The organism is Bacillota bacterium (assembly GCA_023511485.1).
Lineage (GTDB): Bacteria > Actinomycetota > Aquicultoria > Aquicultorales > Aquicultoraceae > CADDYS01.
The window spans coordinates 1-15,214 of the sequence record JAIMBH010000043.1 but is presented as its reverse complement, the minus strand read 5'-3'; the positions used below and the strand labels follow the sequence as shown (position 1 = coordinate 15,214).

Below are 15,214 nucleotides of genomic sequence, written 5' to 3'. Positions count from 1 at the left end.
ACCTATCCAGCATATACTCCAAACTACTGGATCGGTGGATTCTCTTGCTTTGACTGCCACAGCCCGCATGCTAACCCTGCAAGGCTGCTTGGATTTAACGATCTAGGCCAGCCGGTTGGTCTCGTCGATACCGAAACGGCTTATGGGACACTTAACAAGACTTACTCTATTGCAAACCCGGGCCACGACGGTAGAACCGAGAACAACTATAAGTTCTACTCGGCCAACCCTGCTGAGAGAGAGCCTGTCTACCTTGCAGGCAGCTGGTTGCTGATCAAAAACGCAGACCGCGAGATAGCAGTTCGAGATGACGCTGATGCCGTTGGTCTTGATGGAGCAAGTGGAGCGTATGTTGCTAAGCCGGTCACCGCAGGCCAGGAGATTTCCGATAGCATCATGGCAGGTCTACACCAGTACGATACCGACACTGCATACCCAGTAAACAAGGTGCCGATCGACTGGAATGACCCAATAGGTGCTGCAGGAAGCGCTGCTGTAGGAAACGAGAACAAAGGATACGACCAGCTTGGTCTCAAGAATATCTGGAACGTTTCCGAGTTCTGTACCGACTGCCACGATGGCAATGCGGGTCTACACACCGTACAGGCCCCGCTGTTTAGTGAGGACAGGGCGCTAAGGGGTAGCCAATCCGCAAATGGTGATGATACCAACTTCAAGGGTAGCTACGACCTGGCATACGGTCACGATGCGCAGCCAAGGCACTGAGCCCGTCAGATGAAGTTCAATCCGGAGGATCAGAACTTGATGGGACCGCACTGCCGTAACTGCCATAGGGGCTCAAGCAACTGTGCAACCTGCCACAATGCAACAGGAGGAACATCTGCCGACTGGGCTCTCAATGGAGGTAAAGGCGGCTACACTGCTATTGCACCGGTTTCGGCTGATAATCTTGCCAACCAGAATGTTTACGGTGCAACAGGATCCTTGGCCTATAAAGGCGCATCGACCTATAGCCCGTTCTGGACAAGCACCAACTTCAGCGGAAACTACACTGCTACAGCCCCGTGGGATGCATCCGACAGAGGTACCGGCACCCAAAATAGCGCTGGCGGATTCCTAAAATGGAGCCGTGACGTTGTCTTCAGCGGCGGAAGTGGTAGCAATTGGAGAACCTCTGATGCAACCGCCTCAGCTGTCTGCGCAGACGATGGCTTCAGCTGGCCACACCGCACACTGGGCTACATGATGTTAAAAGACGACCTCTTCGGTCTTGACATCGACGGCAGCCCGATTGCTGCAGGCGAGTACAGGAAGTCAACATCGTCACTCGGCAGCGAGTATTCAGACGGCTATAAGAGCAACAGCGTTGTTGCCTACGTTGCTGGCAAAAAGACGCATGACATTGACAGCGTCTGTCTGGATTGTCACAACCCGACAATCTGGAACGCAACATCAACTGGCCAGAATGGTCATGTTGACGGTTCAGGCACAGCCGATGACTACAACGACGAGCTCATACTCAGAGGCTTGCCGTAAAGTGTGTAAGAACTTACAAGAACTGCTTACAATTCACAAGACAAAAAAAGAGGTCCCTTTACAGGGACCTCTTTTTTTGTCTGGCGCGGTACCCTTATATTGCCCTTTAGGCTACCATCCACTCTTTATCTTTATTTCTCAATTCATCATTTATTCGCTAATTTTTAACTAAATACCCTTGACTATCCATCGTCATATTAAATATAATTGGGCCGTCGCTTATAAATTAAGCAACGCCTGCCCAAAGTTTAGCTTCATAAGCATGTCCTTTAGAGTTAGCTTGCGCTTAAACGCCAAGCAGCAAAAATGATGCTGGCGTCAATCACTTAAGGAAAAGCAGATATAAGGAAGGTGTGGGCGATCCCCTCTTTCCTTTAGTAAAAGTGGCTGAGCGATTAATGCGATGCCTTGAGTCAAAATTTATGGTTTTCGTCAAAGCAAGAGTTATCATACCAAATTAATCGATTGGTCACTTTATTTGTTTTTCAGGAGATCTATGTTAGCTAGCCAGCATAAACAACAAAGGACAAGCTATACATTAATCGGCTCCACTGGAGACTCCTATTGCTATTCCTCTATGCCCTTTTTCGGGCAATTTAATACATCTCTGCTCGGAAAGGAGGTGAAAAAGATGAGGAAAAGCTTTGTAGTTTTGATGACTACAGGCCTTGTCCTAGCGGGAAGCGGAGTCGCCATGGCCGACATCACCCCAAAGACCTACGACATCACAGGCATGACCTATGATGAGACGTCTCAAGGGCAAGTCGTAGCCACCGGCTTCTCACACAACGATACTAGTGTTCACCCGTACGGTACCTGGAATAGCCCATACACCTTAGGCGTTGATGGCTACAACTACAACGACGCGCAACAGTACACCGACACTGGAACGCAGGATTCATCCAGCCAGCACCGGTATAGCTCAGGTCCACACGGTGGATATCTTACATCAACCCACCGGTGCCGTGAGTGCCATGCTGTTCACCGTGCGGCCGGTAAGTTCAAGTTAACAAGAGGCGATTCCCGCTATGAAGCATGTGATTGGTGTCACGGCACAGGAGCCGGCTCTGGTTTTAACATCCAGATGGACAACGACGCCGACTATACGACAGAGTACAATGTCGGTCACACCATGGGATACGGTATAAGCGGAGGTAAATGGAAAGCACCGGATGATACCTTCCCGGCATTTACGCCAAACTACTACATGGGAGGTTTCTCCTGCTTTGACTGCCACAGCCCGCATGCCAACCCATCGAGGCTTCTTGGCTACAGCGATACCGGTACAGCGGTTGGATTAAGCCAAAACAACAAGGTGTTCGGCATACTTAACCCGGGCCACGGTGAAACCGAAGGTGATCCTGCGGCTTACATATCAGGAGGCCATGCTCAGCCTATCTATCTCTCCGGCAGCTGGCTGCTGATCAAAAACCCGGACCGTGAGATTGCGGTTGCAGATGACACAAAATCTGCATCCTACACCATATATAGCGGTACCGGCTCTACCGCCGGCGTTGAAATTACCTCGATGGTAGACAGCATAACCGCAGGGTCGGAGATATCCGATGGTATTATGCAGGCTCTGTACCAGTACGACTCAACCACGTCGTATCCGGTAAACAAGATACCAATCGACTGGAATGACCCGATCGGTCAAGCCGGAAGCGCAACTACCGGCCAAGAGAACCGCGGTTACACCCAAACCGGCACGCAGAACATATGGGCAATGTCTGAGTTCTGTACAGACTGCCACGATGGCAATGCTGGTCTACATACCGTACAGGCTCCGCTGTTTAGCGAAGACAGGGCTCTCAGGACTCAGGGATTTGAGACTGAGACACCCGCCTGGAAAGGTGAATACGATCTGGCATACGGTCACGATGCGCAGCCAAGGCACTGCAAGCGCCAGATGAGGTTCAATCCGGAAGATGGAACCGACTTTGGTCCGCACTGCCGCAGCTGCCACAGGGGCTCAAGTGCTTGCAACACCTGCCACAACGGTGAATATGCAAGTATAGGAAACCCAAGCAGATCGGCAACAGGCCTAGGCTCGATGTTCGATCCACGCTGGGTAAGCACGGCGATTGTCTATGATTCGCTAGATAGCACCCCCACGAACTACGAGTCAACTCAAACTAATGAGACTGAGCAGATCAAGTTCAGCCGAGATGTAACCTGGCCTACCGACTGGAGAACTACATCGTCGATAGCATCAGCTGTCTGTGCAGATGATGGCTTCAGTTGGCCGCACCGTACATTGGGTTACATGCTCCTCAAAGACGATCTATTCGGTCTTGACATCGATGGCAGCACTCCTATTGCCGCTGGACAAACGAGGTCAACCACCTCAAGTCTTGGCGATGAATTCTCAGACAACTACAAGACAGACGTTGGCATAAACTTTGTCGCCGGCAGAGAAGCACACGACATAGACAGCGTCTGCCTGGATTGTCACAACCCGACAATCTGGAACGCAACCAGTACGTCGAACCACACCGATACTGCTGGTTCATCAGCAGACAACTACAACGACGAGCTCATACTCAGAGGCTTGCCGTAGTAGTTACTTGCCAAGCGACAAGCTTGGCTGCTGCCGACGGGCAGCTTTTGTTTTAAACTTATAGTTAAACATCGTATATTGCGCGCAATTTAAGGGCCCGCCTGGCCAGCGGGCCCTTATCTTTTTAACTCTAAACATTTTAACTCTAAAAAGCTGCCTACGAGTTAAGAGTATGTTGTGGCGATACCTCACCTTTTCCAGGAAGAGGAATTTATCTTCAGCGCAGGCACAGCAATGCTGGCAAAGACAATACGGTATTTACCGCCTGAGCCCACAAGATTAAAGTTTCCCAGCTTAAAGCCGATGTTTCATAAAGACTGCCTACAAAGGAGGTGAAACAAAAATGAGAAGGAGTTTAGTGGTTATTGCAGTCATAGGCTTTATCCTAATAGCAGGTAATGTCGCCCTGGCTGCCACATCGGATATTACCCCGACCGCATATGATTTATCGGGCGATATCTGGTACGATAATGTAAACGGCAACGTGGTAACATATAACGGTTACACTACCAGCATACATCCCCAAGGTACCTGGAACAGCCCTTATGCGCTCGGCGTCGACGGCTTTAACTATAACGATCCACAAGACTACACCGAAGAGGCCGGCTGGGGAGGCGGCTTCTCGGGAGGAAAATATACCGCAGGTCCACACGGCGGCTATATTGCGACAAGCCATAGGTGTCGAGAGTGCCACGCGGTTCACCGCGCGGCCGGTAAGTTCAAACTTACCAGGGGTAATACCAGGTATGAGGCATGCGATTGGTGCCACGGCTTTGGCGCGGGTTCGGGTTTTAATATCTTGATGGATAACGATGATAACTTTACTACTGAATATAACGTTGGCCACAGTCTGGGTTACGGCGTCTCGAGTGGTAAGTGGAAGGCGCCAGATGATACCTTCCCCGCTTACACACCAAATTACTGGTTAGGTGGCCTATCTTGCTTTGATTGCCACAGCCCACATGCCAACCCGCAAAGACTGCTTGGGTTTAACAATATCGGCAACCCAGTTGGAATTGCAGGCTCCGGGGTTGACCCGGAAGATCCACTGGCAAGAGACCAATCGGGCCTCGTTTTCTCAATTGCAAACCCGGGTCACGATACCTTGCAAAACAACACCCAGTACTGGAACCCAACCGCCAACAAAAATGAGCCTGTATATCTTGCCGGAAGCTGGCTTTTAATTAAAAACGCTGATCGCGAGGTATCGCCGAAAGCCGCCACCGAGACAGTTACCTTCTGGAACATCGACACTGCAAGCAGCGAATCAACGGATGTTGCACCGGGAGCTGAGATATCAGACCTAATTGCAGCAATCACGGTAGGGTCTACCGATTACGGGCTTATGCACATGTATGATAGCGGTGTAAGCTACCCTGTAAACAAAATTCCGACGGATTGGGATAACCCAGTAGGAGCAGCAAACTCCGCAGCGCTCGGGTCAGAAAATGTTGGATTTACAAGCAGAAACTCAGGTAAACCTATCTGGAGCATATCGGAGTTTTGCGCTGACTGCCATGATGGAAATGCTGGTTTACATACCGTTGCCGCGCCGCTATTTAGCGAGGACAGGGCTTTAAGAAACCAGGGATCAGACACCGAAGTTCCGCCATGGAAGGGAAACTACGACCTAGCTTACGGTCACGATTCGCAACCTCGGCACTGAGCCCGTCAGATGAAGCTCAATCCGGAGGATGGGCTTTTAATGGGACCGCATTGCCGCAACTGTCATAGAGGATCAAGCGGATGCAATGCCTGTCATATGGCGGGAAAAGGCGGGTATACAGCTGTCGCAAGCATTGCTGCAGACAACTCCCAGGGTAAAACGGTATTTAATACATATTGGATAAGCTCAGCGGTGACCTATGATGTATTGGATACCACGCCCTCGGCGTATCCGCCAGCTCAGACCAATGCTGGTATCCAGTTCAAATGGGAGCGTTCAGTTAGGCTACCTTTAGATTGGCGAACGCTTGATACAACATCCTCAGCTGTCTGCGCAGACGATGGCTTCAGCTGGCCACACCGCACGCTGGGCTACATGATGTTAAAAGACGACCTTTTCGGCCTTGATTTTAACGGAGACCCGATAGCTGCTGGTGTCACAAGAACAACAATGTCGGGTACCGATCTGGCAAACCAGATCAACGGCGGGACTGCCTACGACGACACGGCTACGTACGCCTGGCTGACCTCTCACCCGGCACATGATATAGATAGCGTCTGCCTGGATTGTCATAACCCAACAATCTGGAACGCAACAAGCCAGAGCCATGTCGATAGCTCAACAATTACAGGCGACGAATACAATGACGAACTCTTGTTAAGAGGACTTCGTTAAAAGAAGAAAAGAAGGGGACGTTCCTGAAAAACTGAAAAACTCAGGCGTTTTTCAGTTTTTCAGGAACGTCCCCTAAAGTTTAAAGCTTTAGATTTTTTTAAGTCTGGCCACACGCTCGGCGATTGGTGGATGTGTACTGAAAAGAGCTGCGAAACTCCGCCCTGAGAGCGGGTTTACGATAAACATGTGTGACGTTGCCGGGCTCACATCCATGGGAATCGCCTGCGCCCCGCGCTCTAGTTTAAGAAGTGCATTTATTAAACCTTGAGGATGCCCTGCTATTCTGGCACCAGTTTCATCAGCTCCATACTCCCTTGAACGTGATATCGCAAGCTGGACCAGCATGGCGGCAATTGGCATGACAACGATAGCAATAATTACGCCGATTATGCCAAACGGGTTATCGTCATCATCGCCGCGTCCAAAGAAGAGCCCCCACTGGGCAATGTTTGCAATAGCGCTTATCGCACCAGCCATCATCGCGGCCATCGAGCCAATCAGGATATCTCTGTTCTTTACGTGAGCAAGCTCATGCGCAAGCACGCCCTCAATCTCATCTCTGGATAGCATCTGCATTAGGCCCTCGGTTACCGCCACAACAGCGTGCTGAGGATTTCGCCCCGTTGCAAATGCATTTGGCTGAGGCGATGGCGTTATGTAGAGGCGCGGCATCGGCAAGCCTGCGCGAAGCGAGAGATTCCTGACCATTAAGTAAAGCTCGGGGGCTTCTTTCTCGCTAACAGGCCTTGAGCCAGTCATCATGATAGCGATTTTGTCACTCCACCAGTAGCCAGAAAAGTTCATGATTATGGCAAAGACAAGCATGAACATCATGCCGCCATTGCCGCCAATGAGCTTGCCGGCTAAAACCAATAGAACCGTAAGCGCCCCCATAAGAAGCCAGGTTCGTAAATTGTTCAACTTAATACCCCCTCTTCTAATGAAAATTTTATATCGGCTTAGCAATCTTCGCAATACTAGACACTAGAACGAGCCTACCGGCTCTGTTAGAGGCAAGATAAAACCATCTTCTTAAATCTCTTATGCTTTTAAACCCACACTCTAGACCTTCATTTCTAGTCTCTAGGCTCTAGGCTCTAGTTTCTAGCTTCTAGTCCCTAGCCCCTAGCTTCTAGTATTGTGAGCTGCGGTGTTTTGTTATATATTAGAAAAGTTATACTACCTGGAGGAAGCATGAAAGTAGGAATAATAGGTCTGCCAAAATCGGGAAAGACGACCGTCTTTAACGCCTTAACCGGCTTATCAGCCCAGACAGGAACTTTTGGCGTGCAAAAAGCAAACCTTGCGGTCATAAAGGTTCCCGATGAGCGAGTCGACTATTTATCTAATATTTACAAGCCAAAGAAAACTACCTATGCGGAGATATCGTTCGTAGATATCCCTGGGCCAAGCGATGCCTCAGGCGGGGCTCTTGGCGGCACGCAGACAATCGACTTAATTAAAGGTGTTGATGCCCTGGCAGTAGTTGTAAAGGCGTTTACTGACCCAGCAGCAGCCGCCAATGACGCTAACCCACTACGGGATTTTCAAGCTATAGAATCTGAACTTATTGTGCTTGACCTTATCGTGCTTGAGAAAAAAATTGAGCGCATGGATAAGGAGCACAAGAAGGGCATTGAGTATGACCTGGTTAAAAAATGTAAAAGCGCACTTGACGAGGAGAAACCGCTAAGAGAGCTCAACCTTGATGAAGCGGAGATAAAATCCTTAAGCGGATTCCAGCTTCTAACTCTAAAACCAGCCTTAATTGTTGCAAACACAGGCGAAGAAGAGAGCGCAGATCTGGGCGAGCTAAAAGATTTTGCTAGCAAGCGCAGCATCCCGGTCGTTGAATTCTGCGGTGCAATCGAGATGGAGATAGCCGAGATGAATCCCGAGGAGCAGTCTGAATTTCTCGAAGGGCTCGGGATTGAGGAATCAGCAAAAGCAAAATTTATCCGTGCTGCTTATGAACTATCCGACCTTATCTCATTTCTGACCGTTGGGGAAGATGAGGTAAGAGCCTGGACAATAAGGAAAGGCACACTTGCACCACAAGCAGGCGGCAAGATACACACCGATATCGGGCGGGGTTTTATTCGCGCTGAAGTTGTCTCTTTTGCGGACTTTCGCCAATTTGGCAGTATGGCCAAGGCAAAAGATGCGGGCAAGGTTCGGCTCGAGGGGAAACAGTACGAGGTAAAAGATGGCGATATAATCAACTTCAGATTCAACGTTTAAACATTGAATCTAAGGAAAAGACATGCCAGCTTTTCCAAAGCTGTCGACCAATTTGTAAAAAGTATAATAAGAAGGATAAGAAGGGCAAAGCCAATGTCAGACATATTGTTTATTATCATCGTAATCGCTGGATACATAATTATAAACAGGTGGCTGCTTCCTAAAGCAGGAATCCCAACTTGAATGGGCGCACCAACCACAGCGGATCGGGAATCCACCGGTGAACAGGCTAACAATTGTAAACCTATCCACAAATAAGGTTGACATTAAAAGAGCTCCTCCGGAGCCCTTTAATGCCAGTCTTTTCGCTTTGCAACTTTAACCCCTACACTTTACTTACATCGCTTATTGCAATAATATTGCAATATGGAGTTTGTTAAGGAAGCGGAAGATTTGTTAAAAAGCCGGGGATTTCGTTTGACCGAGCCCAGGAAAAAGGTCATTCGTATCCTGAGCAAGGCAAAAGGACCGCTCTCACCGTATGAAATCCAGAGGCTGCTGCGCAAAGAAAACGTAGCGCTCAATCATGTGACGATCTATCGGGCTCTCGAATTGCTCTGCTCTTTGAACCTCGCACATAGGGTAATTACCGCAAGCGGGTTTATGAGATGCACATTGGAAGACAGGCACGGTTGTCATCGCTACATGATATGCCGCTCTTGTGGCTCGGTTGCCGAATTCTCGGATGGTAGCCTTTGCGAACGGGAAAATGAGATAGCCAGTCAAATGGGTTTTTATGCAGAGCAGCACATAGCCGAGTCTATGGGGCTATGCTCCAAGTGTAGCCGCAAGAAAAGAGGGGGCCACAAGTGAAGATATCCAGATTTACGGCTCTAGCAGTATTACTTCTGGCGGTAATGCTTCTTGCAGGCTGTAGTAAAAGCAAAGGGGCCTTCCATGCAGGCACATCAGAGAAAGAAATTGGCAAGTTAAAGGTGGTCACTACTTTTGCCCCGCTTTACTCATTTGCTGTAAACGTCGCGGGAGATGCGGCCGTGGTAGAGAACCTGGTCCCCATAGGAGCCAGCATCCACTCCTTCCAAGCCAAACCAAGCGACATCAAAAAAATCGCCCGGGCAGACGTATTGATAATAAACGGTGTCGGGCTTGAGGAATTTCTCGACGACATCGTAAGAGGCGCAGCAAACCCGGGGCTTACAATAGTTGACACAAGCAAATCGATAAAAGTGCTTGAGAGCCATGACAAAGACGAGCACCAAGACGGTGACCCACATATCTGGCTTTCCCCTGAGAATGCAGTAAAGCAGGTCGAGGCAATCCGGGATGCGCTTATCAAGGCCGACCCTAAAAACGCTAAATCCTACAGCAAAAACGCTGAGGCCTATATCGAAAGACTTAAACGGCTTGATGTAGATATCGCTAAAGAGCTTGCTTCAGCTAAAAAAGAAAAATATTTTGTTTTTCATAACGCTTACCAATACTTCGAGAAGCAATACGGAATAAGGAATTCTGGTTCAATCGAGGAGTTTCCCGGCAAAGAGCCAAGCCCAAGGCAAATGGCACGAATAATCGATTATATTAAAGACCACGGCGCAAGGATCGTCTTTACCGAGCCGCAGTTCTCGCCAAAAGTAATCGACGTCTTAAGACAGGACTACGGTATCTATACAGGCGTTCTTGATCCTATCGGACAAGAGCTTTCACGCGACGGCTACGAGAAGAATATGCGGCGGAATCTATCGTCATTAATGAAGGCGTTCAAAGAGGTCAAAGATGATGGGCTGTAAACCTAAACCTATTGTCGAGGCGAAAAACTTAAAAGTTAGCTTTGGAAAAATAACCGCGCTTAAAGACATTAGTTTCAGCCTATACCACGGCGAAGTAATGGCTATCATTGGCTTAAACGGTGCGGGAAAGACCACTTTACTTAAAACTATCCTTGGAATATACAAGCCGTCTCTAGGTTCAATCGAAGTGAACACGGCAAAAATTGGCTACGTACCGCAGATACTTAATTTTGACCGCTCTATTCCTCTTACCGTAAAAGAACTCCTGCAGTCGTATAGCGGCAGCAAATCCGGTATAGAGGAGGGGCTCGCGCTTACCGGAGGCGCAAAGTTAATGAACAAAAAAGTCGGAGATTTAAGCGGCGGTGAACTACAAAGGGTTATGCTAACAAACGCCCTTTTATCTAAACCAGACTTGCTGCTACTCGATGAGCCCACAACTGGGGTTGACGTGCTCGGCGAGCAGAGCTTCTTTGAGACAATCAAGGAATTACAAGATAAAAAGAATATGGCTATAGTTTTGGTCTCGCATGACATCCACCTGGTCTACCGCTATGCAAGCAAGGTCATCTGCATAAATAGGACCATGATGTGCCAGGGAACACCGCGCGAGGTCGCGGCCAATACCGATATTATAAAGCTGTTTGGAGGCTATCTTATCCCTTACGAACATGAGCACCATTAATGCAGTTATCGAGGCATTTTCATATCCGTTTTTCTTGCGTGCACTTGCAATTGGCAGTCTGATATCCATAATAAGTGCAATTTTGGGTATCTACGTCGTCTTAAGAAAAGAGTCGCTGATCGGACACACAATTGCGGATATTTCATTTTTGGGTATAGCAATCGGCCTGGCGCTTGGAACAAGCCTTGACATAACGACTATCGTAGTTGCGATACTTGCCGCTTTCATAATTGCGGCTCTACAAAACACGGGAAAATTCTCTCACGACTCGGTCTTAGCATTTTCTGCCGAGATATCGCTTGCTGTAGCAATCTTCGTAATTAGCCGGCTTGAGGGATACCGGATTGACCTGCTGCAGTACCTGTTTGGCGATATTCTTGGAATCTCGCCGCGTGATGTATGGATTGCCGCCATTCTTACCCCAACCGTTCTTCTGGTTCTTTATGCCTATCGGCATAAAATTCTGCAAGTCACTTTCAATGAAGAGCTTGCCATGAGCTCAGGCACCAACACCCTGCTTGTCAATACGCTATTTACAGTGCTTGTTGCAATCACTATTGCAACCGGGATTAAGATAGTCGGTATAATCCTAATTGCCGCTTTTTTGATCATCCCGGCAAATATCGCAAAAACAGTTGCTGCAAGCTTTAGGCAAACAGTCTTTATCGCAGCAGGAGCTGCTGCCATCGCAACTTTCTTAGGCCTTATCCTCTCCTACGTACTTGACACACCAAGCGGCGCGATGATCGTCGTGACGCTCGGCGGTATGCTTTTGTTTACGTCTGTTGCTAAAAGAGCTTTAGATCTGCTTGCTAGATAAATCCAACCTGCATCTCAACCCCTGTGGCTCCACGGCCCCCAAACAACCATGATTACGATAATAGCCAGAATAAAGATGACAAGCAGGATGGGAAAGAATATCGCCGGCCCGCGTGGCAACAGGCTCAGGATAGTTGCTGTTATGGGTAACAGGGTAATCCCTCTCATGGTCCTCCCGGCTATTTATGGCTTTACATTTACATAAAACAGAACAGCGTACTAAATCGCCGCAAATGGGCGCAAATACGTAAATCATTATTCCCAATAACTGAAAATATTCTCGGTTATTAAGAGACCTGCTATCGAGCCAGGTATGGTTTTGATTAAAGCTCAAAACTTCATAAACCGATAAATTTGCTATGGTGGCTGCTGAAAAAGCTGAAAAACCAAATTATAGGTTTCGCCTTGAGGAATTCCTGGCCAAGGATGCTCCTTTTGACCTGCGGCTAGACGGCAAAGAAGATGCGCTCGGCTTTCTGGTTTCAGCGGTTTTAGGTAGAGACCTTTTTGTTGGCAAACTTGCCAGCGGCAAGCATCTGCCGGAGCGTATAACCGGAAGATTGGCCATCGCTACTTTTGCCGGCGAGAACGCGCTATGTTTGGTTAGGGTCAGCATAAAAGGTCAATCTTCTAATGGAACAAACGTTACAATCCAGATCGATGGTGAGCCGACCTATAAACAGCAGCGCAGACACCAGCGGCTAAAAACCGATGATACGATCATATTTAGAATCCAGTTTGATAGCAACGGCAATATCTACCGCGGAATTAAGATCGAGGACATTAGCGAGGGTGGCCTTGGTGTTTTAATCCACACCGCCGGTGAGATCGAAAAAGGTACAAGAGCCAGAATATTAATCGAACTTGCCAAGCGCGAGCCGATAATCATCCTGGGCGAAGTCACCAACTGCTCCAAACCAGGTAAATCTTCCCGTGTCTACAGGATAGGAATTCGCTTTATCGATGTTAAAAAGGAGGATTTGCTATACATTGCTAACTATGTAAACAGACATAGTAAGCTTAACCGGCTAAGATCAAATATCCACAGGGGGTCGGCCTAAAACCCAGATGCTAGCGATTCAGTCTCACCTGCGATAAATAAGACTATATCCCATTAAGTGTTAGAAAAGGAGATCTACTAGCAATCTAACCCCAGCCCTCAGCCGAGATTTCTATTATCAACGAGCTGTTTAAACCCTATTGCAGTTCCTTGCCGATTGAGAATGCCGGGCCAAGAAAACTTCCTACTATGTGGTATCTTCCAGATACCGGCGGGCAGAAAACAACTGGCTTTATCTTGTCGATATCTGGTGTGCCCTTTTCGCCTAGTAGATCCTCATCAATTTTGACATCGACAATTTCTCCAATAAACTGGGTGTGCGAGCCGATCTCGACCGACTGGCGCAGCTTACACTCTAAAACGATAGGAAACTCTTCGATATAAGGCGCATCAACAAGCTCACTTGTTACTGGAGTAAGTCCCGTCTTAGCAAACTTATTGGTATTCTTTCCAGAAACCAGACCAAAATAGTCTACCGCCTGCACGTGTATTGCAGAGGGAATATTTATTGTAAACGCCTGCCGCCCAACTATGTTTACATATGACTGCGTTGCCTTCCTCAGCGAAACAGCCACACATGGGGGTTTTGAACAACAAATGCCTCCCCACGCGACCGTTGCACCGTTAGGCTTTCCCCCTTTATCGAATGTTCCTACAACCCAAGCCGGAGTAGGATATGCTATTGCTGTGGCGCCTAATGATTTCTTCATCATGCATCCTTCTAAGGCAACTAAGCTAGCCCTTAATGGTCTTTATCAATATACTAAAGCAGTCTTTTTTCTCCCTCAAGACTTCTTATATCAGTTACATCCTGGACTGCCTCAACAGTGCCAAGATAATTACCCTGGGCATCCCTTACAGGGAAAAACCGGATATGTACAAACCGACCAGCCATCTGAATCCAGAATTCGGCCTCATCTCGTCTACCATGCCTGAAATCCTCGACTATTTCTCTAACTAAATGGAGGCTTCTTTGTGGGTGGCATTGCTCGACCTTTCTTCCCAGAGCCGCTTTTGTTCTTACAAATAATCTCTCTTTCGAGCGATTAAAGTAACGCACCTTATCATCAGCGTCAACAAAGGTTAGCTCAAGCGGGATAGCATTCAGCAGTGCCTCAAGCTCACTTGGCGTAAAGTAGCCGGTTTCAAGGTTAATCCTGCCTTCAGCCTGAACCGCCTCCGCAGTTGCCCCACGTGGCTGAACCTTTGCCTCCGGCATCTCCGGAGTGAAACAGCAGTACCCTAGCTCATCAAACTCGCTGCGGATTTCTATCCACTCGTCCTCTTTTATGTGCTGCAGGGCAATTTGGAAAAGCACGTTGTTTTCTTTGTAGAAATGGTTGGCCAGCATCTCCAAAAGATATTCTGACACCTCGCTCACTTTATCAGCAAAAGCAGAAAGGTCAAACCCATCGTAATCATCAAAGAGCGCGCGATAGTTCTTCTTTGCATCCCTTATCGCCTCGTGCTCGACCCACATTGCAGCGGTCGGATCAGATATTCCATGCTTTTCGATATAGGGAAAGAGCACGTTCTCTTCGCGTACGTAGTGGTTTTCGGATGCCATAAGATGCTCAGCGATGTTATGCAATCGCACTATAGTTTCACTGGTTTCAGCGCCTGCCTCTTCACCCTTCAGGAATATTGCAATCTCTTTAGCCTTATCGACTGCCCTAATAAGAGCCGCATGCTCTTCCATTAAAATCCTTATTGGGTGACCAAGCTCGCTTGGAACTTTGCTTTGTGGCTCGACCAACCTAATTTTCCCTACATGGTCAATTTTGTTTAAGAACTCGCTCAAGACTACCACCCTTTGGTTTTTCATTAGCCTCTCTTTAATTTCCCATTTATTTATGGGTTTAAAAACCATTATAGCATTCATGGTTTTTACTGTGAGCTGGCGGAAGTTGCAAACTTGGATTGCACCTCCAAAGCCAGATAAAAAGACAAGCCTGATCAAGAATTGTTTCTCGTAGTATTAATGCGCATCCCTTCAAATTTATCTAGCGATAGATAGACAATCGATAGGTAGAATCTTCCTCTACTGTATACATCTTCGATAAAGAGGCCGGCATGAGAGATGGCTTTAAATAAACGTTACTTAAGGCCTCCTTCACCTTTAAAGGTGTATAATTTTTCTGCTCGGTTCAAGGTATTTACTCCAACTACAGCCAGCTTTCTGGAAACCTGTTGCCTCATATAAAAATCTACTCGAACTAACCCCTGGTTGCCTCATATAAAATATACTCCAAACCATGTATTG

Annotated in this window: 14 protein-coding genes; 11 read left to right on the top strand and 3 right to left on the bottom strand. The window is 47.9% G+C overall.

What is annotated here, in order from left to right; all coding sequences use genetic code 11:
• From K6T91_11050 to K6T91_11030, 5 genes are all read left to right on the top strand, one after another.
• A partial coding sequence (locus K6T91_11050; protein ID MCL6473327.1) for a hypothetical protein occupies window positions 1–726 on the top strand: 726 nt, incomplete at its 5' end.
• 39 nt (window positions 727–765) lie between these two features.
• Window positions 766–1,497 carry a hypothetical protein gene (locus tag K6T91_11045; protein ID MCL6473326.1) on the top strand — a complete coding sequence of 244 codons (732 nt, stop codon included), beginning with the start codon at window positions 766–768 and terminating at the stop codon, window positions 1,495–1,497.
• Window positions 1,498–2,128: 631 nt separating this feature from the next.
• Window positions 2,129–4,057, top strand: a complete 1,929-nt coding sequence (locus K6T91_11040; GenBank protein ID MCL6473325.1) for a hypothetical protein — start codon at window positions 2,129–2,131, stop codon at window positions 4,055–4,057.
• A 343-nt stretch (window positions 4,058–4,400) separates the two neighbouring features.
• Window positions 4,401–5,723, top strand: coding sequence for a hypothetical protein (locus K6T91_11035; GenBank protein MCL6473324.1), 1,323 nt, complete (start codon window positions 4,401–4,403; stop codon window positions 5,721–5,723).
• A 39-nt stretch (window positions 5,724–5,762) separates the two neighbouring features.
• Window positions 5,763–6,398: a hypothetical protein gene (locus K6T91_11030; GenBank protein MCL6473323.1), complete on the top strand. Its 636-nt coding sequence runs from the start codon at window positions 5,763–5,765 to the stop codon at window positions 6,396–6,398.
• Between the two features lie 87 nt (window positions 6,399–6,485).
• Here K6T91_11030 and K6T91_11025 read toward each other — a convergent pair whose 3' ends face one another.
• Entirely contained in the window at window positions 6,486–7,319 is an 834-nt protein-coding gene (locus K6T91_11025; GenBank protein MCL6473322.1) for a zinc metalloprotease HtpX, read from the bottom strand.
• 273 nt (window positions 7,320–7,592) lie between these two features.
• On the opposite strand from K6T91_11025, the gene ychF reads away from it, so the two are divergent.
• The 6 genes from ychF to K6T91_10995 all read left to right on the top strand — a co-directional run bounded on the left by ychF (window position 7,593) and on the right by K6T91_10995 (window position 12,952).
• Window positions 7,593–8,639: a redox-regulated ATPase YchF gene (gene ychF, locus K6T91_11020; GenBank protein MCL6473321.1), complete on the top strand. Its 1,047-nt coding sequence runs from the start codon at window positions 7,593–7,595 to the stop codon at window positions 8,637–8,639.
• 393 nt (window positions 8,640–9,032) lie between these two features.
• On the top strand, window positions 9,033–9,452 hold the full coding sequence (locus K6T91_11015) for a transcriptional repressor (protein ID MCL6473320.1): 420 nt from the start codon (window positions 9,033–9,035) through the stop codon (window positions 9,450–9,452).
• Window positions 9,449–10,387, top strand: coding sequence for a metal ABC transporter substrate-binding protein (locus tag K6T91_11010; GenBank protein MCL6473319.1), 939 nt, complete (start codon window positions 9,449–9,451; stop codon window positions 10,385–10,387). The genes K6T91_11015 and K6T91_11010 overlap by 4 nt, the downstream gene beginning before the upstream one ends.
• The gene (locus tag K6T91_11005; protein ID MCL6473318.1) at window positions 10,374–11,072 is read left to right on the top strand and encodes a metal ABC transporter ATP-binding protein; all 699 of its coding nucleotides are present in this window, start codon (window positions 10,374–10,376) and stop codon (window positions 11,070–11,072) included. Before K6T91_11010 ends, K6T91_11005 begins: the two co-directional genes overlap by 14 nt.
• Window positions 11,032–11,892 carry a metal ABC transporter permease gene (locus K6T91_11000; protein ID MCL6473317.1) on the top strand — a complete coding sequence of 287 codons (861 nt, stop codon included), beginning with the start codon at window positions 11,032–11,034 and terminating at the stop codon, window positions 11,890–11,892. The genes K6T91_11005 and K6T91_11000 overlap by 41 nt, the downstream gene beginning before the upstream one ends.
• 358 nt (window positions 11,893–12,250) lie before the next feature.
• The gene (locus K6T91_10995; protein ID MCL6473316.1) at window positions 12,251–12,952 is read left to right on the top strand and encodes a PilZ domain-containing protein; all 702 of its coding nucleotides are present in this window, start codon (window positions 12,251–12,253) and stop codon (window positions 12,950–12,952) included.
• A 136-nt stretch (window positions 12,953–13,088) separates the two neighbouring features.
• Here the strand turns inward: K6T91_10995 and K6T91_10990 are convergent, their stop codons facing one another.
• Window positions 13,089–13,661: a flavin reductase family protein gene (locus K6T91_10990; GenBank protein MCL6473315.1), complete on the bottom strand. Its 573-nt coding sequence runs from the start codon at window positions 13,659–13,661 to the stop codon at window positions 13,089–13,091.
• Window positions 13,662–13,714: 53 nt separating this feature from the next.
• Window positions 13,715–14,776: a PAS domain-containing protein gene (locus tag K6T91_10985; protein ID MCL6473314.1), complete on the bottom strand. Its 1,062-nt coding sequence runs from the start codon at window positions 14,774–14,776 to the stop codon at window positions 13,715–13,717.
• Between the last annotated feature and the right edge of the window lie 438 nt (window positions 14,777–15,214).

Excerpts from the sequence above, each read along its gene's own strand:
- K6T91_11045 (MCL6473326.1), top strand. The coding sequence starts at position 766 with ATGGGACCGCACTGCCGTAACTGCCATAGGGGCTCAAGCAACTGTGCA.
- K6T91_11040 (MCL6473325.1), top strand. The coding sequence starts at position 2,129 with ATGAGGAAAAGCTTTGTAGTTTTGATGACTACAGGCCTTGTCCTAGCG.
- K6T91_11035 (MCL6473324.1), top strand. The coding sequence starts at position 4,401 with ATGAGAAGGAGTTTAGTGGTTATTGCAGTCATAGGCTTTATCCTAATA.
- K6T91_11030 (MCL6473323.1), top strand. The coding sequence starts at position 5,763 with ATGGGACCGCATTGCCGCAACTGTCATAGAGGATCAAGCGGATGCAAT.
- ychF (MCL6473321.1), top strand. The coding sequence starts at position 7,593 with ATGAAAGTAGGAATAATAGGTCTGCCAAAATCGGGAAAGACGACCGTC.
- K6T91_11005 (MCL6473318.1), top strand. The coding sequence starts at position 10,374 with ATGATGGGCTGTAAACCTAAACCTATTGTCGAGGCGAAAAACTTAAAA.
- K6T91_10995 (MCL6473316.1), top strand. The coding sequence starts at position 12,251 with ATGGTGGCTGCTGAAAAAGCTGAAAAACCAAATTATAGGTTTCGCCTT.
- K6T91_10990 (MCL6473315.1), bottom strand. The coding sequence starts at position 13,661 with ATGAAGAAATCATTAGGCGCCACAGCAATAGCATATCCTACTCCGGCT.
- K6T91_10985 (MCL6473314.1), bottom strand. The coding sequence starts at position 14,776 with ATGAAAAACCAAAGGGTGGTAGTCTTGAGCGAGTTCTTAAACAAAATT.